Source organism: Mycolicibacterium gadium (assembly GCF_010728925.1).
Classification (GTDB): Bacteria; Actinomycetota; Actinomycetes; order Mycobacteriales; family Mycobacteriaceae; genus Mycobacterium; species Mycobacterium gadium.
In genome coordinates this window covers 1,325,761-1,346,343 of record NZ_AP022608.1, presented here as the reverse complement: position 1 = coordinate 1,346,343, position 20,583 = coordinate 1,325,761, and the positions used below count along the sequence as shown (strand labels likewise).

The following is a 20,583-nucleotide window of genomic DNA, read 5'->3' as shown; positions in this document are numbered from 1 at the left end:
TGGGCTCTAAACCTTGAGATAGCCCTTGTCCGCGGGGATCTGGGCGGCGGTCACGAGCGACGACGCGTCGCTGGCCAACCACAGCACGATGTCGGACACCAGGTCGGGTGCGGCGAGGGAATCCGTCGGCAGTGCGCCGGGCGAGAAGCTGTGGATGAAGTTCTGGTGATCGGCGAACATCTGCCACATCGAGGCGTCGTTTCCCATCGGTGTGTCGGTGCCGTAAGGATGGACGGAGTTCACGCGAATTCCGAACTCGCCCAACTCCACCGCGAGTGAGTTGGTCAGCGCGACTACACCGAACTTGCTCGCGCAGTAGTGACCGCAACCCGGAACGGCCTTGATGCCGGCCGCCGAGCTGATGTTGATGATCGACCCGCCGTTACCGGCCTCGATCATCGCAGGAACCACCGCCTTGATGGTGTTCCACACCCCCGTCAGGTTGGTGTCCACGACCTCCTGAAACTGTTGTGCCGAAATCTCCCACAAGCGGCCCCAATTCAGCACACCGGCGTTCGCGACGACGATGTCGAGTCGGCCGAACTGCTCGATCGTGTCGGCGACCACACGCTGCTGGCCTTCGAGGTCGCGCACGTCAACCTCTTCCGCGCGGATCTTGCGCCCCTCGCCCTCGACCAGGCTCACCGTCTCGGCGAGGTCCTCGGGTGACGCCGGGGGATAGCCGTTGTGCTCGGCGACCGGCCCGCAGGCATCGATCGCGACGATGTCGGCGCCCGCCCGGGCCAGTCGAATGCAGTGTGAACGTCCTTGTCCGCGCGCCGCTCCCGTGACGTAGGCGACCTTGCCCGCCAGCGGTGTGTCTTCAGCCATGCCCGACATCGTGCGCGTGATGGACGATGTCGTGCAAGTGGTAGATCGCAATTGATGCAACCGTGAACTCACTGCCGTTGCTACGCAGCCCCCGCCGCGACCACGCGTCGGCCGGTACGCCCGTGTAGGTGTCGGCGACGATGTTGGCGGCGTCGAACAACTCGGTGGCGACCGTGGCCGGGTCCTGCGCGCGGTAGTTGTCGGCCAGCGCCGTCTCGTCTTGATCCCAATTGGGGAACAACGGTTCTTCTTCGGTGAGCATCAGCCGGACTCGGTGATCGAAGATGCGGTGCACGTCGCGGATATGGCAGCCGTACTCCAGCGTCGACCACACGGTCGGTGCCGGCCGCTCCCTGACGCCGGGCTGGGCAAGTCGCGGCACCCAGTGGGCGGCGTCGGCGCGGATGCGGTCGGCGACCTCGGTGTGGTGCACGGCGTCCGGGGCAAAGCCGCAGTCGGGGCAGGATTGCGACAGCACCCAGGTCCAGTCCTTGGTGTCGGGCTCGATGGGATCGTGCTCAGGCATCACCCGGTCAGTGTGGCAGCGGTGTCGCGGATGCGGGTATGGGCGGTGTGGCCGGGAATGGCCAAGATCTCCGCGCCGCCCCCGAAGTCCAGCACATCCCCTTCGTGCAGTTCGAGCAGGCCGGATACCGGTGGTGCCGCCTCGGGCAGGCCGGCTGAAACACGTTGGTGAAGGGGCATTTCCCAGTCCTCGAACACCGGCGGTGGCATGGCGGTACCGCTCCGGATCTCGGTGGCGTCGCCGGCGCCGGCGAAAACGGTTGCACCCGTGGCGTCTTGCAGCTCGGCCGCCGAACCGCAATGGTCGACATGGCCATGGGTCAGCACGATCCGGTCGATCTGCGGCACTGCTGCCAGGATCTCGTCACTCGAACCGGGAGCACCGGTGTCGATGAGCGTGGCCGAATCGCCGTCGTGCCACACGTAGACCTGCCATCCGCGCACGACGAGCGTGGTGAGTTCGGGTGTGACGGTGACGGTGTCCATATGATCGACGCTAGATCGCCGGGCGCGGCGATCGCGCCGGATCAGCTACCGGCGAAATCTAGCCCAGATCGCTGGCGGAATACGTGTCACAGCTGTTGATGTCGCCGGTCCGATATCCCTCTGTGAACCACTTCTGGCGTTGTTCGGAGGATCCGTGGGTCCACGCCTCGGGGTTGACGCGTCCGGTGGCGGCCTGCTGGATGCGATCGTCACCGACCGATGCCGCGGCCGACAGCGCGTCGGCAATGTCTTTGTCGCTCAATGGCTCCAGGAACGGCACGCCGGTGCTTTCCTGCTTCGTGATGGTCGCGTAGTGCGCCCAGATGCCGGCATAGCAGTCGGCCTGTAATTCGGTGCGCACACCGCCGCCGGTGGCGCCCTCCGGATCCTGTTGGGCACGGACGAGCGAGCCCTCGAGGTTCTGGACATGATGGCCGTACTCATGGGCCACCACATACTCCTGAGCCAGCGGGCCGCCGCTGGAACCGAACCGGTCGCGCAGCACGTCGAAGAAGCCGACATCGAAGTACGCCGTTCGATCGCCCGGGCAGTAGAAGGGGCCGACGTCGCTGGTCGCAGGTCCGCAGGCGGTCTGGACCTGGTTGGTGAAGATTTCCATCCGCGGCCGCTCGTAGCCGGGGAGTAACTGCTGCCACACGGCGTCCACCGAGTTGCCCGTCGCGACCACGCGGCACTGGACGATGTTGTTCGCGTCCTCGCCGGTCTTGCATTGGCTGAGATCGAAGCCGGGTGTCTCGACGCCTCCGCTGTCGTACTGCTGCGGCGGCACGACGGAACTGGGATCGACTCCGAGGAACAGCGCGACGACGAGGATGAGGAGGCCGCCGACTCCGCCGCCGACGGCGATGCCTCGGCCGGGACCACGACCGCCGCCACTGGTGGACGTCGTGCTCGTGTCGATCTGCATGCCCTCGTTGAACGTCATTGCCCTACCTCATTCGCGTCCATGTCCACGCTGCCGCACGGGTTTGCGTTCACCTTTGCACACTACGATTCGGGCGTGGCAGTCGTTCTCGGACATTCGGGGCCTTCGCCGGTCGCGCACACCGACCTCGGGGACATTCGCGGAACGACCGAAGGTGGCGTCGGTGTCTGGCGCGGCGTGCCGTACGCCGAGCAACCGGTGGGGGAACGACGATTCCTGGCTCCCGGGCCGCTGCAGCCGTGGACTGGGCTGCTCGACGCACTCGAACACGGACCGTTGCCGCCGCAGAGCAAGTCGTTCGTCGGCGGTGGCCGCGACGACCCGAAGGTGCGCGACGAGGCCTGCCTGACGCTGACGGTGTGGTCGCCGGACACCAGCGCGTCGCTTCCGGTGATGGTGTGGATTCCCGGCGGCGCATTCGTCTACGGCGCCGGGCAGTTTCAGCTCTACAACGGGTCCAGGCTGGCCGCCAACGGCAATGTGGTGGTTGTCAACATCACCTACCGCATCGGAGTCTTCGGCGGGTTCGAGCTCAGCGACCTCGGAAACGAATTCGATGACAATCTCGCATTGCGTGACCAGATGGCGGCGCTGCGCTGGATCCGCGATCACATCGCCGCATTCGGCGGTGACCCCGATCGGGTGACCGTCTTCGGCGAGTCGGCAGGCGCGACGTCAGTGCTGGCACTGCTGGCAAGCCCCGCGTCCAAGGGTCTGTTCAGCCGTGCGATCGCCCAGAGTCCGGCGCTGCCCTTGATTGGCGAACGCGAGAGCCGGGCCCGACAGGCGCACGAATTCGTCAAGCGGCTGGGCGTCGAAGTCGCCGAGGTCAAGATGCTGCCGCAGCGCCGGCTGCGCCGGGCCGCGGGCATGCTTCAGCTGAAGAGCGCGGCGAGCACGCCGAACCTCGCGTACGGATTGACCTACGGAGTGGACCTGCTGCCGAGGCATCCGGTGGACGCCGCCCGCGATGGCGCACTCGAACGAATGCCGCTGATCATCGGCACCAACAGCCATGAGGCGTCGATGTTCGCGTGGACGAAACCACCGATGCTGCCGACGACGACGGCCTCGATCGACGCCTACCTCGACCGCGTCGCACCGGACGCCAAGGATGCGGTGCTGGCCGCCTATCCGGACTATCCGAGGCGACGGGCCCTGATCGCGTTCGGCTCCGACGTGATGTTCGGTGGACCGGCATGGGCGTTCGCCGACGCCTACAGCGCCGTCGCGCCCACGCACATGTACCGGTTCGACCACGTCGGCTGGAGTCTGCGGGTGCTGGGGCTCGGCGCCACCCACGGCAGCGAGATCGTGCACGTCCAGCACAGCTACGCGTCGTTCATCGGGCGCAAGCTGCATCCGCTGGGGCGGCGGCTGCAGCCGCCGGTCGGCAGGCGGATGCAGCGGGCCTGGCTGGACTTCGCGACTAAGGGATGGGATAGCGGTGAGATCGAGTGGTCGAACGGGCACGACTGGCCGGTCTACGACGCCGAGCGCCGCGTCACCCGCATCATCATGACCGCGCGCGACACCATCACCGAGGACCCCGACGCCGAGCGCCGAAAGGCGTGGGCCGAGCTCTACTGATGGCGCCGGGCCGGTGCCTCATTTCGAGTTCGACCCGAAACGCTTGTCGGAGTACTCGCGCAGGTTGTAGAGGAACTTCTGGAACGTGTGGGCCATAAACGGTTTACCCAGCGTCATGCCGATGCGACCCGATAGACCCTTGGGCTTCATCGCCATCACCCACGTCAGGTGGCAGCCTTCGGCCGTCGGCACCACGCGGTAGTCCTCGGCGAACGCCGAGATGGAACTACTCGATGCTTCGTTGAACCGAAAAGCCATGTGGGTGAACGGTTCCCACGCCAGGAACTCCTCGTAACCGACGATGCCGCCGCGCATGTGTACCGTGCGCGTCGTACCGACACCACGCGGTTGGGGGCTGGTCCAGGTGACTTTGGTGATCGCCGTCGCCCAGCGGGGCCACGACTCCGCGTCGGCGAGCACCTCGAACAGCTGCTCGGGCGTGATCTTCAGGTCCACGGTGCTGACGAACCGAAACGGCGCGCTGTCGATGAAATCCAGCTCAACCAGCTCACATGGGTGCATGGCCATACACGATAACTGACAGTGTCTAGCCGGGTTCCAGATCGAAACGCCGAACCGTCGCTCGGTGTACTTGCCCAACTTGGCCAGGAGCGTCGATGTCGGCCGGCACCCTCGCGAAAAGCCAAGTGCGCCTCCGGATACCACGCGATGATCTCATCGATCACACGCCCTCCGCTGCGCGTCCCGATGGCGCGGGTGGAGCCGACTCGCAAAGGCCCGGAACCTGTCCACGACATGCCGGTGACGTAGGACCACTGCGGCCAGGGCGCGGACACCGAACTGAGATTAGCCAGGCCCGTCGCTGGCCGCCGCCAGAAGCGGCACTAGCACGTCACTGATCGGGGCGGCGAGCCCGTATTGAGCGGCCTTGCGCCTGACCACACCGTTGCGGATGTCCCATTCCAGCGGGCGGTGCGCCTCTCGATCGGTCAGCATCGACGTGGTGATGTCGGCGGGAACCTGGCTGAACAGGTTCATGGTCTCGTCGATCACCTCGTCGCCCAGGGTCGCGCCGTCCGCGCGCGCCACCGCAAGGCATTCCGCCAAATAGCGCCGCGCGAGGGAGGCCACATCGTCGCGGCGGAACATGCCCATGCGCCGACCGGTCAGAACCATCAACCCGACCACGGCGTTCACCAGCAGCTTGCGCCATGCCGCGCTGACGAAGTCGGGGTCGAGCTCGACGGATACGCCGGCGTCGCCGAACAACCTCGCTAGCCTTTCGGCGGCCCTCGTGTCGGGGCCGGCGGGCAGCACCAGCCGAACCCCGGTACGCAGCCGTATCCAGCCCCCCGGATCCGGTTCGGCCGATATCCAAATGGCCGCGGGCACCACTGTCGACGATGGGCAGAACCGGCCGACGCGCTCCACCTGCTCGACGCCGTTCTGCAGAGCGCACACGATCGTGTCGCCGTCGCACAGCCTGGCCAGCCAGGCACCGGCCTGCTCGTTCTGGGTGTCCTTGACGGCCAGCAGCACGATGTCGGCGGCCTCGGTGATCTCCGCCGGATCGGCCAGCACCGGACCCGGCACCACGATCGGGTCCTTGTCGTCGGGCCTGACCTCGATCGACTCCCGGGCGGTACGCCCGCACAAGGTGATCGGGTGACCTGCGGCGTGCAGCAGGGCGGCGACCGTCGACCCGATCGCGCCCGGTCCGACAAGTGCAATGCTGTCACCCATGAACGCCAAGCTACCGCCCGATATGGCCCCACTACACTGTGGCAGTCGTCCATCAGGCCATTCACAGGAGAGTTCGTGCTGCGCAGTCATGCCGCCGGTTCGTTGCGGTCCACCGACGCCGGACAGCGGGTGACGCTGGCCGGCTGGGTTGCGCGCCGTCGCGACCACGGCGGTGTCATCTTCATCGACCTTCGCGATTCGTCGGGCGTGTCGCAGGTCGTGTTTCGTGAAGCGGACGTGCTCGCCAATGCGCACCGGCTGCGCGCGGAGTACTGCATCGCCGTCGAGGGCATCGTCGAAATCCGCCCAGAAGGCAACGCGAACCCCGAAATCCCCACGGGTGACATCGAAATCAACGCGACGTCGCTGAGGGTACTGAGCGAGAGCGCACCGCTGCCGTTCCAGCTCGACGAGCAGGCCGGCGAGGAAGCTCGGCTCAAGTATCGCTACCTCGACCTGCGCCGCGAAGGCCCGGGAAATGCGATTCGCCTGCGGTCCAAGGTGAATGCGGCGGCCCGCGATGTGTTAGCCCGCCACGACTTCGTCGAGATCGAGACGCCGACGCTGACGCGTTCCACGCCCGAGGGGGCGCGCGATTTCCTGGTGCCCGCTCGGCTGCAGCCGGGGAGCTTCTACGCCCTACCGCAGAGCCCGCAGCTGTTCAAGCAGCTGCTCATGGTGGCGGGTATGGAGCGCTACTACCAAATCGCGCGCTGCTACCGCGACGAGGACTTCCGCGCCGACCGCCAGCCCGAGTTCACCCAGCTCGACATGGAAATGAGCTTCGTCGACGCCGATGACGTCATCGCGGTGTCCGAGGAGGTTCTCAAGGCACTGTGGGCATTGATCGGTTATGACCTGGCGACGCCGCTCCCGCGGATCAACTACGCGGACGCGATGCGCCGGTTCGGGTCGGACAAACCCGACCTTCGGTTCGCCGTCGAGCTCGTCGAGTGCACGGAGTACTTCTCCGACACCACTTTTCGCGTGTTCCAGGCGCCGTACGTCGGTGCTGTCGTGATGCCCGGGGGCGCCTCGCAACCGCGGCGCACGCTCGACGGCTGGCAGGAGTTCGCCAAGCAACGCGGGCACAAGGGGCTGGCCTACGTTCTCGTCGCCGACGACGGCACCCTCGGCGGGCCGGTCGCCAAGAACCTCACCGATGCCGAACGTGACGGGCTCGCCGCGCATGTCGGGGCGCAGCCCGGCGACTGCATTTTCTTCTCCGCAGGTTCGACGAAGGCGGCGCGTGCGCTGCTCGGGGCGACCCGTATCGAGATCGCCAAGCGTCTCGACATGATCGACCCCGACGCCTGGGCGTTCACCTGGGTGGTGGACTGGCCGCTGTTCGAGGCGGCCGACGAGGCCACTGCCGCAGGCGATGTCGCGGTCGGGTCGGGTGCGTGGACGGCAGTGCACCACGCCTTCACGGCACCGAAGCCGGAATCGGAGGCCACCTTCGACACCGATCCGGGCACCGCGCTGGCCAACGCCTACGACATCGTGTGCAACGGGAACGAGATTGGCGGCGGGTCGATCCGTATCCACCGTCGCGACGTCCAGGAGCGGGTGTTCGCAATGATGGGCATCGACCACGACGAAGCCCAGGAGAAGTTCGGATTCCTTTTGGACGCCTTTACTTTCGGCGCTCCGCCGCACGGTGGCATCGCGTTCGGGTGGGACCGCATCACGGCACTGCTCGGGGGATTCGATTCGATCCGCGAGGTGATCGCGTTCCCCAAGTCCGGCGGTGGTGTCGATCCGTTGACTGATGCGCCCGCGCCGATCACCGCGCAGCAGCGCAAGGAATCGGGCCTTGACTTCAAGCCGGACGCCAAACCCAAGACCGACTAGGGCCAGTCGCATCCCGTCAGCTCGGCAGACAACTCCCATAGCCGCCGGGCCGTCACGGAATCGAGCGCCTTGGGCCGCGGTTTGGTGACCTTCGGCGGACCGAACTGATTGAACCGCGGCGCCAGATAGGTGCCGCTGGGCAGGTCGGTCGACACCGCTTGCAGGCTGGCCCGCGCACCTTGGGCCGGTGTGTGCAGCAGCTTACGCATGCCGCGGTGCTCGCCCAGGCCCATCGATCTGGTGATGTCGGTGTCGGTCGCACCCGGATCGGACGCGTATGCGCGGATTCCCCGCGCGGCGAGTTCGCGCACGAAGAGCAGGTTGGCCAGCTTGGATTGGCCGTAGGCGGCCCATTTCGAGTACTTGCGGGTGTGCCAGTTGAGGTCGTCCAGGTCCAGACGGGTGAACAGGTAGGTGGCGCTCGCGACCGACACCACGCGGTCTTTGATGCGGTTGCCGAGCAGACACGTCAGCGCGAAGTGCCCGAGGTGGTTCGTGCCCATGTGCGCCTCGAAACCGTCGGCGGTCCGGGTCAACGGCATGCCCATGACGCCGGCGTTGTTCACCAGTACGTCGACCGTTTCCACCGAATCCGCGAAGGCCCGCACACTGGTGAGGTCGGCAAGATCGAGGGAACCCACCTCGACGTCACCGGGCATGTCGGCGGCGACGCGACGGGCCTTGTCGATGGAGCGGCACGCGATCATGACGCGGTGGCCCGCAGCGGCGAGGGCGGACGCCGTCGCCGCGCCCACACCGCTGTTGCCGCCCGTGACGATCACCCGCATGGTTGAGAATTATGCGGACCCGGAATAGATGCGGCCAGCGGCGGGCTGTCTTGGGGCATGACAGAGATACCTGATATCAAGGCGTTCAATGCCGATATCGCCGCCGAGTTCCGCGCCAACGGCGGCAAGGTAGGTGGGCCGTTCGAGGGGGCTGACCTACTGCTTCTGACCACCACCGGCGCGAAGTCCGGCGAACCGCGGCTGTCGCCGCTCGCGTATTTCACCGTCGACGGGAAGATGATCGTCGTCGGCTCGTATGCGGGGGCCGATCTTGATCCGGCCTGGGTGCACAACCTGCGAAAGCACGCGCGGGCGCACATCGAAGTGGGAACAACCGCCTACGACGTGAACGCCCGCGAGCTGCTCTCCGCGGAGCGCGATGACCTCTACCCGAGACTTGTCGAACAGTCGCCGGTGTTCGGCGAGTACCAGCAGAAGACCAGCCGGGTCATCCCGCTGTTCGAGCTCGAACCGGTGTGATTTCGGTGCGCAAACAGTCGCTGAGCGAACGTGCGGGCACCGAAATCGCCGTCACCTAGAGTCGCTCGATGATCGTGGCGTTGGCCATGCCGCCGCCCTCACACATCGTCTGCAACGCGTAGCGCCCGCCGCGCTGCTCCAACGCATTGACCAGCGTGGTCATGATGCGCGCACCGGATGCGCCCAACGGGTGACCGATCGCGATGGCACCGCCGTTGACGTTCGTCTTCGACAGGTCGGCTCCGACGTCGTGTGCCCACGCGAGCACGACCGGCGCGAACGCCTCGTTGACCTCGAACAGGTCGATATCAGACAGCGTCAGTCCGGCCCGTTGCAACACCTTCTCGGTCGCGGGGATGACACCGGTCAACATGTAGAGCGGATCGGATCCCACCACGGTCGAGGTGTGGATTCGCGCCAGCGGACGCAGCCCCAACCGCTTGGCGGTCTCACTCGTGGTGATCAGCACCGCCGCGCTGCCGTCGGACAACGGCGACGAGTTGCCCGGCGTGATCTCCCACTTGATCTGAGGGAACCGCGCTTCGTAGGCCGGAGTGTAGAACGCAGGCTTCAGACCCGCCAGCGTCTCCACCGTGGTGCCGGGGCGAACGATCTCGTCAGTGGTGAGACCCGCGATCGGGATCAGCTCGTTGTCGAAGCGACCCTCTTTCGTTGCCTGCGCGGCCTTTTCGTGACTGCCCGCGGAGAACTCGTCGAGTTGCTGACGCGAGAAGCCCCACTTCGCCGCGATCAGTTCGGCGCTGATGCCCTGCGGCACCAACCCTTCCGGGTAGCGCTGCGCCATGGCGCCGAACGGGTCGCTGCCCGGCAGCACGCTCGAACCCATCGGTACCCGCGACATCGATTCCACGCCCGCAGCGACGACGATGTCGTACGCCCCCGCGATCACACCCTGCGCCGCGAACGCGATCGCCTGCTGGCTGCTGCCGCACTGGCGGTCCACGGTGGTGCCCGGCACGGTCTCGGGGAAGCCCGCGGCCAGCAGCGCGTTGCGTCCGATGTTGACGGCCTGATCGCCGACCTGTGAGACGGCGCCGGTGATGACGTCGTCGACCAGTGCCGGGTCGATGCTCGCGCGGTTCACCAGCGCGGTGAGGCTGTGCGCCAGCAGATCGACGGGCAGTACGTCATGCAGTGCGCCGCTGGCTTTGCCCTTTCCGATCGGGGTGCGTACCGCCTCGACGATGACCGCATCCCGGCCCGCAAATTTCGCCATTTCCAGCCTCCTGAACTCGTCACTGAGTAATGCTTCCTATACCCAGCTATAGCACCTGGGTATACTCAGAACAACTCAGAGGGAGGGTGAATTCCATGACAGTGCTGCAGGGCAAGCTGGCCGACCGCAACGCCTGGTCGGCGGTGGGCGAATGCCCGGTCGAGAAGACGATGGCGCTGCTGGGCACCAAGACCGCGATGCTGATCATGCGCGAGGCGTACTACGGCACGACCCGGTTCGACGACTTCTGGCGCCGCGTCGGCGTGACCAAGGCCGCCGCCGCCGCACGGCTGTCGGAACTCGTCGACGCCGGCCTACTCGAGCGCCGGCCGTACCAGGAGCCAGGGCAGCGCAGCCGCGATGAATACGTGCCGACCGAAGCAGGCATCGACTTCATGCCTGTGGTGTGGGCGATGTTCGAATGGGGGCGGCGCCACCTGCCCAACCGAGCCCCGCTGCGCCTGGCCCACGCCGACTGTGGCGCTGAAGCCACGGTCGAGATCCGTTGCGAAAAAGGGCATCTCGTGTCACCCGACGAGCTGGTCGTCAAGGCCGTAAGAAGCTAACGCTCCCGCGCGGGGATATGCGTTCACCAATGTCGTGGGTGCCTGGGGCAGCCACGCCTCGGTGACCGGTTCGGTGAGTTCGGGCACGCCGATCGCCGCCAACCGCAGACTTCACGCCCCCGTCCGGAACCTGCGCCCCGCCGACGATTCGGCCGACGTCCTTCCAGGTGGCCACGCCGGTGATTGTGCGCGGTTAGGGTTCACCGGTGCTGCATTTGCGGGTGATAGCGCCCGAGGAGATGCGCGACGATATCATCGGCGTGCTCCGCCGCGAGGTCGGCGCGTTCAGCCATTCCGCGCGTGGCCCAGACCTGAGCGCCACACTGCGCACCCTCTTACCTTGTGATGGGATCTTGCGATGGGCATCAAGGTGGCGCTGGAGCATCGCACCAGCTACACGTTCGACCGACTCGTGCAGGTGCATCCCCACGTCGTCCGGCTTCGCCCGGCCCCGCACTCGCGCACGCCGATCGAGGCCTACTCGCTGACCGTCGAGCCCGCCGACCATTTCGTCAACTGGCAGCAGGACGCATTCGGCAATTTCCTTGCCCGGCTGGTTTTTCCCTCCCGCGCTCGCAGCCTCACGATCACCGTCGGCCTGATCGCCGACCTGAAGGTGATCAACCCGTTCGACTTCTTCATCGAGGAATACGCCGAAAAGGTCGGGTTCACCTATCCCAAGGCTCTCGCCGAGGACCTCAAGCCCTACCTGCGACCGGTCGACGAGGGCGATGAGGGCACTGGGCCCGGCGACCTCGTCCAGGCGTGGGTGAAGAACTTCTCCGTCGCGCCGGATACCCGCACCATCGACTACCTTGTCGCGCTCAACCGCGCGGTCAACGTCGACGTCGGTTACAGCGTTCGGATGGAACCCGGCGTGCAGACGCCAGACCACACGCTGCGCACCGGCATCGGTTCGTGTCGCGACTCGGCCTGGTTGCTCGTGTCGATCCTGCGTCAGCTCGGCCTGGCCGCCCGGTTCGTCTCCGGTTACCTCGTCCAGCTCACCTCCGACGTCGAGGCCCTCGACGGCCCGTCCGGACCGGCCGCCGACTTCACCGATCTTCACGCCTGGGCCGAGGTGTACATCCCCGGTGCAGGCTGGATCGGGCTGGACCCGACCTCGGGGCTGTTCGCGGGCGAGGGCCACATCCCGCTGTCCGCGACACCGCATCCGGACTCGGCCGCGCCGATCACAGGAGCCGTCGAACCGTGTGAGTCGACGCTGGACTTCACCAACGCCGTGACGCGCGTGCACGAGGACCCGCGGGTCACGCTCCCTTACACCGATGCGGCCTGGGGGGCGATTTGCGAGCTCGGCGGCCGCGTCGACGAGCGCCTGGCCGTCGGCGACGTCCGTCTGACGATGGGCGGCGAGCCGACGTTCGTCTCGATCGACAACCAGGTCGACCCCGAATGGACGACCGAAGCTGACGGGCCGCACAAACGCCGACTGGCCTCCGACCTCGCCGCGCGGCTGAAGAGAGTGTGGGCGCCACAGGGCCTGGTCCACCGAAACCAGGGCAAGTGGTATCCGGGAGAACCGTTGCCGCGCTGGCAGATCGGGCTGTTCTGGCGCACCGACGGCGAGCCGTTGTGGCGCGATGAGGCGTTGCTCGCCGATCCGTGGCCGTCGACGCCGGAGACGATCGACGTGGCGCCCGACGCCGGACTACGCGTGCTCGGTGCTCTCGCCGCCGGACTGGGGTTGCCTGACTCCCAGATTCGGCCGGCGTACGAGGATCCCTTGAGCCGACTGGGCGCCGCGGTGCGCTTGCCGGCCGGCGAACCCGTCGATCCGACAGACGATCTGGAGGCCGACACCGCCGAGGCGCGGGCGGCGCTGGTCGCCCGGCTGGAGGAGTCGGTCACCGAACCGGCGGCCTACGTGCTGCCGCTGCACCGCGCCGACGACGGGTCCGGCTGGGCCAGTGCGGACTGGCGATTGCGGCGCGGGCGCATCGTCCTGCTCGACGGCGACTCACCCGCCGGGCTTCGGCTGCCGCTGAAGTCGATCAGCTGGCGTCCGCCTCAGCCAACCTATGCCGCAGATCCGCTGGCGCGCCACGGGGCGTTGTCCGTCGAATCCCGCTCGGACGACGCGGAAGTCGTGGATATCGACGCTACGCCGACGACTGCCGTCGTCGCCGAGATCCGCGAGGGACTGCTCTACATCTATCTCCCGCCGACCGACGAAGCGGACCACTTCGTCGACCTCATTCGCCGGGTGGAGGCCGCGGCGGCCAAGGCCGGCTGTCCGATCGTCCTCGAGGGCTACGGGCCGCCGCCGGACCCGCGGATCACCTCGATGACCGTGACCCCCGACCCTGGGGTCATCGAGGTCAATGTGGCACCCACCGCCAGTTTCGCCGAGCAGCGCGAACAGCTGCAAACGCTGTACAGCGAGGCCCGGCTGGCCCGGCTGTCGACCGAGTCATTCGAGGTCGACGGCAGCCACGGCGGCACCGGCGGGGGCAACCACATCACGCTGGGTGGCATCACCCCCGCGGACTCACCGCTGTTGCGCCGGCCCGACCTGCTGGTTTCGATGCTGACGTACTGGCAGCGGCATCCGTCGCTGTCCTACCTGTTCGCGGGACGGTTCATCGGCACGACGTCGCAGGCCCCCCGCGTGGACGAAGGGCGCGCGGAGTCGCTGTACGAACTCGAGATCGCGTTCGCCGAGATCGCGCGCCTCTCCGCCGGTAAGGGCGGACCAAGGCCGTGGATCATCGACCGGGCGTTGCGGCACCTGCTGAGCGACATCACCGGCAATACCCACCGCGCCGAGTTCTGCATCGACAAGTTGTACAGCCCCGACGGTCCACGCGGGCGACTCGGCCTGCTGGAGCTGCGTGGGTTCGAGATGCCGCCGCACTACCAGATGGCGATGGTGCAGTCCCTGCTGGTGCGGTCGCTGGTCGCATGGTTCTGGGACGAGCCGCTGCGAGCGCCGCTCATCCGACACGGCGCCAACCTGCACGGCCGATACCTGTTGCCGCACTTCCTGATTCACGACATCGCCGACGTGGCGGCAGACCTGCGCGCGCATGGCATCAACTTCGACACCAGCTGGCTCGACCCGTTTACGGAGTTCCGGTTCCCGCGTATCGGCACGGCCGTGTTCGACGGTGTGGAGATCGAGCTGCGCGGGGCCATCGAACCGTGGAATGTGCTGGGGGAGGAGTCGGCCGGAGGTGGCACGGCGCGCTACGTCGACTCATCGATCGAGCGCATCCAGATCCGGCTCATCGGCGCGGACCGCCAACGCTACATCGTCACCGCGAACGGCTACCCGGTACCGCTGCTCGCCACCGACAACCCCGATGTCCAGGTGGGTGGGTTGAGGTTCCGCGCGTGGCAGCCGCCGAGCGCGCTGCATCCGACGATCACTGTGGACGGGCCGTTGCGGTTCGAACTCGTGGACACCGCGACCGGCATGTCACGCGGCGGCTGCACCTATCACGTGTCGCATCCCGGCGGCCGGGCTTATGACCGTCCGCCGGTCAACGCCGTGGAAGCCGAGTCGCGACGCGGCCGACGGTTCGAGACCACCGGCTTCACCCCCGGCAAGGTCGACATGGCCGACATCCGGGAGAAGCAGGCGCGCCAATCCACCGATCTGGGCGCGCCGGGAATCTTGGATCTGCGCCGGGTGCGTACCGTTCTGCAGTGATGGCCCTACCCGCAACGACTCCCCACGACATCGACAACCTGCTGTCGCGTTATCGCGGTGCGAGAGCGCAGCAGGCGCTGTTCGACGTACGCGGGGGTGCGGTCGGCGGGTACGACGAATTCGTCGATCCCGCAGGCAATATCCGGCCGGCCTGGCAGGAAGTCGCCGAATGCGTCGGCGAGCGCGGCCGTATCGGCCTCGACCAGCTTCGGTCGACGGTGCGCGGCCTGGTCGACAACGACGGCATCACCTACGTCCAGGTCGACCGCAACGGTGACGCCGTCACCAACGGAAACGGGGCGGCCGACCCCGGGCCCTGGCAGCTCGACGCGTTGCCGTTGGTGATCTCGGCATCCGACTGGGACATCCTGGAAGCCGGTGTGCTGCAGCGTTCGCGGTTGCTCGACGCGATCCTGACCGATCTCTACGGCGCACGCGAGTCGGTGACCAGTGGCGTGCTGCCCCCGCAGTTACTCTTCGCTCACCCCGGCTACATCCGCGCAGCACGGGGGATCGAGGTGCCGGGCCGCCACCAGCTCTTCATGCACGGCTGCGATATCAGCCGCGGGCACGATGGCGACTTCCTGGTCAACGCGGACTGGACGCAGGCGCCGTCGGGTGCGGGATACGCGCTGGCCGACCGTCGGGTGGTGGCTCACGCATTTCCCGATCTGTACGAGCGCATCGGGCCGCGTCCCGCCTCGCCGTGGGCGCAAGCGCTGCGCCTCGCACTGATCGACGTTGCGCCCGAGTCCGCCGAAGAACCTGTTGTCGTGGTGCTCAGTCCCGGAATCCACTCCGAGACAGCCTTTGATCAGGCCTATCTGGCGAGCGTGCTCGGCTTCCCCTTGGTGGAGAGCGCCGATCTGGTGGTGCGTGACGGCAAGCTGTGGATGCGATCGATGGGCACGCTGAAGCGCGTCGACGTGGTGCTGCGCCGCGTCGACGCCGATTACGCGGATCCGCTTGACCTACGGCCGGATTCGCGCCTGGGCGTCGTCGGCCTGGTCGAGGTGTTGCGTCGCGGCGCGGTCAGCGTTGTCAACTCGCTTGGCAGCGGCATCCTGGAAAGTCCTGGACTGCTTCGCTTTCTACCTGAACTCGCCGAACGCCTGCTGGGGGAGACGCCGCTGTTACGGACGGCGGAGATGTACTGGGGCGGCATCAACACCGAGCGCTCACATTTGTTGAGTAACCTGGCGTCGCTGCTGATCCGTCCGGTCACCGGGGGCGAAGCGATTGTCGGGCCGGCCCTGTCGTCCGCGCAGCGGAGGGAACTCGGCGTGCGCATCGAAACCGCGCCGTGGCAATGGGTGGGCCAGCAGCTGCCGCAGTTTTCCTCGGCTCCCACCGACTACTACACCGGTGGACTGTCGGCCGCCAACGTGGGCATGCGGTTGTTCACGGTCTCGCAGCGAAGTGGATACGCGCCGATGGTCGGCGGACTCGGCTATCTCGTCGCACCCGGACACGCGGCGTATCAACTGAATACCATTGCAGCCAAGGATATCTGGGTCCGCACGCCGACGCGGGTGACCGCCGAGCGGACCCCGACCGCACCGCCGGTGGAGCTGCCCGCGATCATGCCCAGTCCCACTCGGTCGGTCAGCTCGCCGCGTGTGCTGTCCGATTTGTTCTGGATGGGCCGCTACGCCGAGCGCGCGGAGAACATGGCGCGGCTGCTCACCGTGACCCGCGAGCGATATCACGAATTCCGTTACCGCCGGGAGCTGGCCGGCAGCGAGTGCGTCCCGGTGCTGCTCACCGCGCTCGGCTCGATCACCGGAACCAGCATCGGTGACGGTGATTACGCCGAGATAGTGGCAACGGCACCGACGACGTTGTGGTCGCTGACAGCCGATCGGCATCGTCCCGGCTCCCTCGCGCAGTCGGTCGAACGCCTTGGTCTCGCCGCGCGTGCGGTCCGCGACCAGATGTCCAACGACACCTGGATGGTGTTGGCGGCCGTCGAGCGCGCGCTGCTGCACGCCCCGGCTCAGCCTTTCGGACGGCCCGCCGACGAGCCACCGGAGTCCAAGGCCGAGGGCGAAGCGTTCTTGTCCTCGACTACCAGTCTCACGTTGTCGGGCATGCTGGCGCTGTCGGGCGTCGCCGCCGAGTCCATGGTGCACGACGTGGGCTGGACCATGATGGACATCGGCAAACGGATCGAACGTGGGCTGGGTCTCACGGCACTGCTGCGGGCCACGCTCATCACTGTCCGCAACCCGGGTGCTGAGCAGACCATCACCGAATCCACGCTGGTGGCATGTGAGTCGTCGGTCATCTATCGGAGACGCAACCCCGGAATGGTTAGTGTTGCCGCCGTGGCCGACCTGGTCTTGATGGACGCCGAGAATCCACGCTCGCTGGTCTTCCAGCTCGAGCGGCTGCGTATCGCGCTGAAGGCGTTGCCCGGGTCGTCGGGCTCATCGCGCCCTGAGCGGCTGGTCGAGGACATCACTGCCCGGTTGCGCCGCATCGAGCCTGCCGACCTCGACGAGGTGACGCCCGAGGGTCGCCGCGCAGACCTTGCGTCGTTGCTCAACGACACCCACGCCGATCTGCGCGACCTGTCGAGCACAATCACCGCGACCCACTTGTCGCTGCCTGGCGAAATGCAGCCGCTGTGGGGACCCGATGAGCGCAGGGTGGTGCCGTGACAGGCCGGTGCTATCAGGTCTCGCACCGCACGGTGTACCGCTACTCGGATGTCGTGACCAGTAGCTATAGTCGCGGGTTCCTGACCCCGCGCGACTCCGCGCGGCAGCGGTGCCTTTCGCACGCGCTGGAGATCGAGCCGGCGGCAGCGGACAGCTCCACCAGCCGCGACGCCTACGGCAACATCAGTTCGTACTTCCACGTCACCGAACGGCACGAGACCCTGTCGATCACGAGCCGCTCTGTGGTCGAGGTGGACCCGCCGCCTGCCGACCTCTACAACGGCGGGTCGGCGCGCGCGCCGTGGGAGATCTCCAGGCCCGTCGGAACGGACGGCGCACTGGCCACGGAGTTCACCCTCGACCTGCGTTCGGCCGAGATAACCGAAGAGCTACGTGACTATGCCGCACCGAGTTTCGAGCCGGAGCGGCCGCTCATCGAGGTGCTGCGCGACCTGAATTCGCGAATCTACGCCGATTTCACCTACCGTTCCGGCTCGACGACGGTGTCGACTCGGGTGAGCGAGGTTTTGACTGCCCGGGAAGGGGTATGTCAGGACTTCGCGCGGCTTGCCATCGCCTGCCTGCGTGCCAACGGGTTGGCAGCCAGCTACGTGTCCGGTTATCTGGCCACCGACCCACCTCCGGGAAAGGAACGCATGGTGGGAATCGACGCCACGCACGCATGGGCGTCTGTATGGACGCCGCAAAACCAGTGGCTCGGTTTCGATCCCACCAACGCCCAGATGGTCGACGAGCGCTACATCACCGTCGGCTTCGGTCGCGACTATGCCGACGTTCCGCCGCTGCGCGGCATCATCTACACCGACTCCGAACGCAGCAAGATCGACGTCGCGGTCGACGTCGCGCCCTACGACGGCGGTGTGCTTCATGCGTGACTTCACCTGTCCCAATTGCGGCCAGCGGCTGGCATTCGAGAACTCGGTGTGCCTGTCCTGCCGCAGCAGGATCGGCTTCTCACTGGACGACATGGCGCTGCTGGTCATCGCGCCAGGCTCCGAGTCCGAGCATGCCGGCGCTGTGGACTCCAGCGAGTACCGGCTGTGCGCGAATATGCATCTCGCAGAATGCAACTGGCTGGTGGAGAAGGGGCCGATCGCCAAGCTGTGCGCATCGTGCGCGCTGACCCGCACGCGGCCCAACGATGCCGACGCGGTCGCGCTGGCCGCGTTCGCGACGGCAGAACGGGCCAAGCGGCGGATGATCGCCGAGCTGTACGAACTCAAGTTGCCGATCGTGGGCCGCGACGCCGATCCGGAGTACGGGCTCGCGTTCGACCTGCTGTCCAGTCAATTCGAGAAGGTCTTCACCGGTCATGCCAACGGGGTCATCACGCTGGACCTCGCCGAGGGTGACGACGTGCACCGCGAGCAGCTGCGCATCTCGATGGACGAGCCGTACCGCACTCTGCTGGGACACTTCCGCCACGAGATCGGGCACTACTACTTCTACCGTCTGATCGGGACGTCGTCGGACTACCTGCAGCGGTTCAACGAGCTGTTCGGCGATCCCGACCTGGACTATCAGGAGGCGCTGGATCGCCACTACAGCGAAGGTGCGCCGACCGGTTGGCAGCAGGACTACGTCTCGTCCTACGCCACGATGCATCCGGCCGAGGATTGGGCAGAGACCTTCGCTCATTACCTGCACATCCGCGACACCCTGGACACCGCCGCCGCCTTCGGGTTCGCACCCGCCGGTGCCACCTTCGAACGACGCACGTTGGGGCCCAGCGGTTTCGACACGATCATCGACCTTTGGCTGCCGCTGTCGTGGGCACTGAATATGGTGAACCGCTCGATGGGCAAGGACGATCTCTATCCCTTCGTACTCCGGGGCCCGGTGCTCGAGAAGATGCGGTTCATCCACACGAAGATCGACGAGATCACCTCGAATCCGGTGAAACTCGCCGAGATCGGCGCTCCGGCGGAGGGTCAGCAGACGCAGTCGGGCTAGTCGCCGAGATCAGGGGCCCACGGTGTGCCGTTGATGTGACCGCCGCCATCTACGAACAGCGTATTGCCCGTCAGGTAACGCGCGCCCTCGCCCGCCAGAAACACCGCGACAGGTGCGATGTCGTCATAGGGGTCCCCCATGCGGCCCATCGGGTTCGCCGCATCGGCCACCGCCTCCAGTTCGGGGTACTCGCCGATCGCGCGAAAGAAGGCCTGGCTCTTGGCCGCCGGGCAGGTCGCGTTGACGGTGACGCCCGTGGGTGCCCACTCGCGCGCCGCGGTACGAGTGAGGGCACGCAGCGCCTCTTTGGCAGCGTTGTACTCCAGCGAGCCCACATGGGCGTTGACGCCGTTGAGACTGCACATGTTGATGACCCGGCCCCAGCCGCGCTCCTTCATGTACGGAAACGCGGCGCGCATTGCCCAGAAGGGACCGTAGTAGCCCACGGCGATGCCCTGCGACAGTTGTTCGTCGGTCTTCTTCTCGACCCGGCCGATCCCACCGCCGCCCCAGGCGTTGTTCACCACGATGTCGATGGACCCGTACGTCGACAACGCGGCTTTCACCGCGTTCTCGACCTGATCGCGATCGGACACATCGGTGGACACGAACGTTCCGCCGGTTGATTGGGCGACGGCTTCGCCTGCTGCCGAGTCGATCTCGGCGACGACCACTTTGGCACCCTCATCAGCGAAGCGTCGGACGATACCCTCGCCGATGCCCGCACCCGCGCCGGTCACCAGCGCGACCTTGCCGTCAAGTTGCCCGCTCATGCGCCCGCGATCCCCGAGGCCAGCAGATCGCGCGCCTCCGATTTACCGTCCAGCGTCCGCGTCGTGCGTTCGACGATCTGCCAGCGGTCATCGATGAGCTGCAGCCGGAAGTGGTTGACTCCCGCGCGTGCGACGACGAACCCCTCGCCACGGTGCACCAGCAGGACCGACTCGCACACCGCCACCGCGAAGTTGCCGTCAACGGTCACCACCGCCGGGCCGAGGAAATGACTGCAGCCCCGGTGGATCAGCCCCTGATGGGCGTCGGAGCGCACCATGGCCGCCACATCCTCGCGGCTGCGCATCGACCAGCCCTCGACGTCGTAGCTCCCGTCGGTGGCCCACAGCGCTGCCGCGGCGTCGGCTTCACCAGCGTCGACCAGCGGACCGTAGGAGGCGATCACCCGCTCGATCGCGCGCTCTTCCTCGATGCGTTCGAGCCGTCGTTCCAGTTCGACAATTCGCTCGTCGTTCAACGAAATTCCTTTCA

The 20,583-nt window shown here is 66.8% G+C and carries 18 protein-coding genes; 8 read left to right on the top strand and 10 right to left on the bottom strand.

Annotated features, from left to right (window positions below):
* Window positions 1-6: 6 nt before the first annotated feature.
* The 4 genes from G6N36_RS06560 to ypfJ are packed head-to-tail and all read right to left on the bottom strand — an operon-like array spanning window position 7 to window position 2,788.
* The gene (locus G6N36_RS06560) at window positions 7-840 is read right to left on the bottom strand and encodes a mycofactocin-coupled SDR family oxidoreductase (protein WP_083123533.1); all 834 of its coding nucleotides are present in this window, start codon (window positions 838-840) and stop codon (window positions 7-9) included.
* Entirely contained in the window at window positions 824-1,357 is a 534-nt protein-coding gene (locus tag G6N36_RS06555) for a DinB family protein (protein WP_179964729.1), read from the bottom strand. The genes G6N36_RS06560 and G6N36_RS06555 overlap by 17 nt, the downstream gene beginning before the upstream one ends.
* Window positions 1,357-1,842, bottom strand: a complete 486-nt coding sequence (locus G6N36_RS06550; RefSeq protein WP_163685759.1) for an MBL fold metallo-hydrolase — start codon at window positions 1,840-1,842, stop codon at window positions 1,357-1,359. The genes G6N36_RS06555 and G6N36_RS06550 overlap by 1 nt, the downstream gene beginning before the upstream one ends.
* A gap of 58 nt (window positions 1,843-1,900) precedes the next feature.
* Complete coding sequence (ypfJ, locus tag G6N36_RS06545) at window positions 1,901-2,788, bottom strand: KPN_02809 family neutral zinc metallopeptidase (RefSeq protein ID WP_163685758.1); 888 nt, start codon at window positions 2,786-2,788, stop codon at window positions 1,901-1,903.
* Between the two features lie 75 nt (window positions 2,789-2,863).
* Here ypfJ and G6N36_RS06540 point away from each other — a divergent pair, with 75 nt between their 5' ends.
* Window positions 2,864-4,378, top strand: a complete 1,515-nt coding sequence (locus G6N36_RS06540) for a carboxylesterase/lipase family protein (protein ID WP_163685757.1) — start codon at window positions 2,864-2,866, stop codon at window positions 4,376-4,378.
* An 18-nt stretch (window positions 4,379-4,396) separates the two neighbouring features.
* Here G6N36_RS06540 and G6N36_RS06535 read toward each other — a convergent pair whose 3' ends face one another.
* Together G6N36_RS06535 and G6N36_RS06530 are read right to left on the bottom strand one after the other, a co-directional pair.
* Window positions 4,397-4,900, bottom strand: a complete 504-nt coding sequence (locus G6N36_RS06535) for an SRPBCC family protein (protein ID WP_163685756.1) — start codon at window positions 4,898-4,900, stop codon at window positions 4,397-4,399.
* Between the two features lie 285 nt (window positions 4,901-5,185).
* Entirely contained in the window at window positions 5,186-6,082 is an 897-nt protein-coding gene (locus G6N36_RS06530; protein WP_163685755.1) for an oxidoreductase, read from the bottom strand.
* A gap of 75 nt (window positions 6,083-6,157) precedes the next feature.
* Here G6N36_RS06530 and aspS point away from each other — a divergent pair, with 75 nt between their 5' ends.
* Window positions 6,158-7,936: an aspartate--tRNA ligase gene (gene aspS, locus G6N36_RS06525; protein WP_163685754.1), complete on the top strand. Its 1,779-nt coding sequence runs from the start codon at window positions 6,158-6,160 to the stop codon at window positions 7,934-7,936.
* On the opposite strand, the gene G6N36_RS06520 is transcribed toward aspS, so the two are convergent.
* Window positions 7,933-8,724: an SDR family NAD(P)-dependent oxidoreductase gene (locus tag G6N36_RS06520; protein ID WP_163685753.1), complete on the bottom strand. Its 792-nt coding sequence runs from the start codon at window positions 8,722-8,724 to the stop codon at window positions 7,933-7,935. The genes aspS and G6N36_RS06520 overlap by 4 nt on opposite strands.
* 57 nt (window positions 8,725-8,781) lie before the next feature.
* Between G6N36_RS06520 and G6N36_RS06515 the strand changes: the two genes are divergently transcribed.
* Entirely contained in the window at window positions 8,782-9,204 is a 423-nt protein-coding gene (locus G6N36_RS06515; RefSeq protein WP_163685752.1) for a nitroreductase family deazaflavin-dependent oxidoreductase, read from the top strand.
* A gap of 55 nt (window positions 9,205-9,259) precedes the next feature.
* On the opposite strand, the gene G6N36_RS06510 is transcribed toward G6N36_RS06515, so the two are convergent.
* Window positions 9,260-10,441, bottom strand: coding sequence for a thiolase family protein (locus G6N36_RS06510; RefSeq protein WP_163685751.1), 1,182 nt, complete (start codon window positions 10,439-10,441; stop codon window positions 9,260-9,262).
* A 95-nt stretch (window positions 10,442-10,536) separates the two neighbouring features.
* Here G6N36_RS06510 and G6N36_RS06505 point away from each other — a divergent pair, with 95 nt between their 5' ends.
* The 5 genes from G6N36_RS06505 (at window position 10,537) to G6N36_RS06485 (ending at window position 19,320) form a co-directional block, all read left to right on the top strand.
* Window positions 10,537-11,007 (top strand): winged helix-turn-helix transcriptional regulator, encoded by a 471-nt coding sequence (locus G6N36_RS06505; RefSeq protein WP_163685750.1) that lies wholly within the window; start codon window positions 10,537-10,539, stop codon window positions 11,005-11,007.
* Window positions 11,008-11,365: 358 nt separating this feature from the next.
* Window positions 11,366-14,683, top strand: a complete 3,318-nt coding sequence (locus G6N36_RS06500) for a transglutaminase family protein (protein WP_163685749.1) — start codon at window positions 11,366-11,368, stop codon at window positions 14,681-14,683.
* Complete coding sequence (locus G6N36_RS06495; protein WP_163690490.1) at window positions 14,683-17,346, top strand: circularly permuted type 2 ATP-grasp protein; 2,664 nt, start codon at window positions 14,683-14,685, stop codon at window positions 17,344-17,346. The genes G6N36_RS06500 and G6N36_RS06495 overlap by 1 nt, the downstream gene beginning before the upstream one ends.
* A complete protein-coding gene (locus G6N36_RS06490; protein WP_163685748.1) occupies window positions 17,343-18,242 on the top strand; it encodes a transglutaminase family protein in 900 nt (299 codons plus the stop codon). Before G6N36_RS06495 ends, G6N36_RS06490 begins: the two co-directional genes overlap by 4 nt.
* Window positions 18,235-19,320, top strand: a complete 1,086-nt coding sequence (locus G6N36_RS06485) for a zinc-binding metallopeptidase family protein (RefSeq protein ID WP_163685747.1) — start codon at window positions 18,235-18,237, stop codon at window positions 19,318-19,320. The genes G6N36_RS06490 and G6N36_RS06485 overlap by 8 nt, the downstream gene beginning before the upstream one ends.
* Here the strand turns inward: G6N36_RS06485 and G6N36_RS06480 are convergent.
* Together G6N36_RS06480 and G6N36_RS06475 are read right to left on the bottom strand one after the other, a co-directional pair.
* Window positions 19,317-20,093, bottom strand: coding sequence for an SDR family NAD(P)-dependent oxidoreductase (locus tag G6N36_RS06480; protein WP_163685746.1), 777 nt, complete (start codon window positions 20,091-20,093; stop codon window positions 19,317-19,319). The two genes, G6N36_RS06485 and G6N36_RS06480, sit on opposite strands and share 4 nt — an antisense overlap.
* The gene (locus G6N36_RS06475; RefSeq protein ID WP_163685745.1) at window positions 20,090-20,569 is read right to left on the bottom strand and encodes a nuclear transport factor 2 family protein; all 480 of its coding nucleotides are present in this window, start codon (window positions 20,567-20,569) and stop codon (window positions 20,090-20,092) included. Before G6N36_RS06475 ends, G6N36_RS06480 begins: the two co-directional genes overlap by 4 nt.
* Window positions 20,570-20,583 lie beyond the last annotated feature (14 nt).

Coding starts and splice junctions, on each gene's coding strand:
- G6N36_RS06560 (WP_083123533.1), bottom strand. CDS start 840: ATGTCGGGCATGGCTGAAGACACACCGCTGGCGGGCAAGGTCGCCTAC.
- G6N36_RS06555 (WP_179964729.1), bottom strand. CDS start 1,357: ATGCCTGAGCACGATCCCATCGAGCCCGACACCAAGGACTGGACCTGG.
- G6N36_RS06550 (WP_163685759.1), bottom strand. CDS start 1,842: ATGGACACCGTCACCGTCACACCCGAACTCACCACGCTCGTCGTGCGC.
- ypfJ (WP_163685758.1), bottom strand. CDS start 2,788: ATGACGTTCAACGAGGGCATGCAGATCGACACGAGCACGACGTCCACC.
- G6N36_RS06535 (WP_163685756.1), bottom strand. CDS start 4,900: ATGCACCCATGTGAGCTGGTTGAGCTGGATTTCATCGACAGCGCGCCG.
- G6N36_RS06530 (WP_163685755.1), bottom strand. CDS start 6,082: ATGGGTGACAGCATTGCACTTGTCGGACCGGGCGCGATCGGGTCGACG.
- G6N36_RS06520 (WP_163685753.1), bottom strand. CDS start 8,724: ATGCGGGTGATCGTCACGGGCGGCAACAGCGGTGTGGGCGCGGCGACG.
- G6N36_RS06515 (WP_163685752.1), top strand. CDS start 8,782: ATGACAGAGATACCTGATATCAAGGCGTTCAATGCCGATATCGCCGCC.
- G6N36_RS06510 (WP_163685751.1), bottom strand. CDS start 10,441: ATGGCGAAATTTGCGGGCCGGGATGCGGTCATCGTCGAGGCGGTACGC.
- G6N36_RS06505 (WP_163685750.1), top strand. CDS start 10,537: ATGACAGTGCTGCAGGGCAAGCTGGCCGACCGCAACGCCTGGTCGGCG.
- G6N36_RS06500 (WP_163685749.1), top strand. CDS start 11,366: ATGGGCATCAAGGTGGCGCTGGAGCATCGCACCAGCTACACGTTCGAC.
- G6N36_RS06495 (WP_163690490.1), top strand. CDS start 14,683: ATGGCCCTACCCGCAACGACTCCCCACGACATCGACAACCTGCTGTCG.
- G6N36_RS06485 (WP_163685747.1), top strand. CDS start 18,235: ATGCGTGACTTCACCTGTCCCAATTGCGGCCAGCGGCTGGCATTCGAG.
- G6N36_RS06480 (WP_163685746.1), bottom strand. CDS start 20,093: ATGAGCGGGCAACTTGACGGCAAGGTCGCGCTGGTGACCGGCGCGGGT.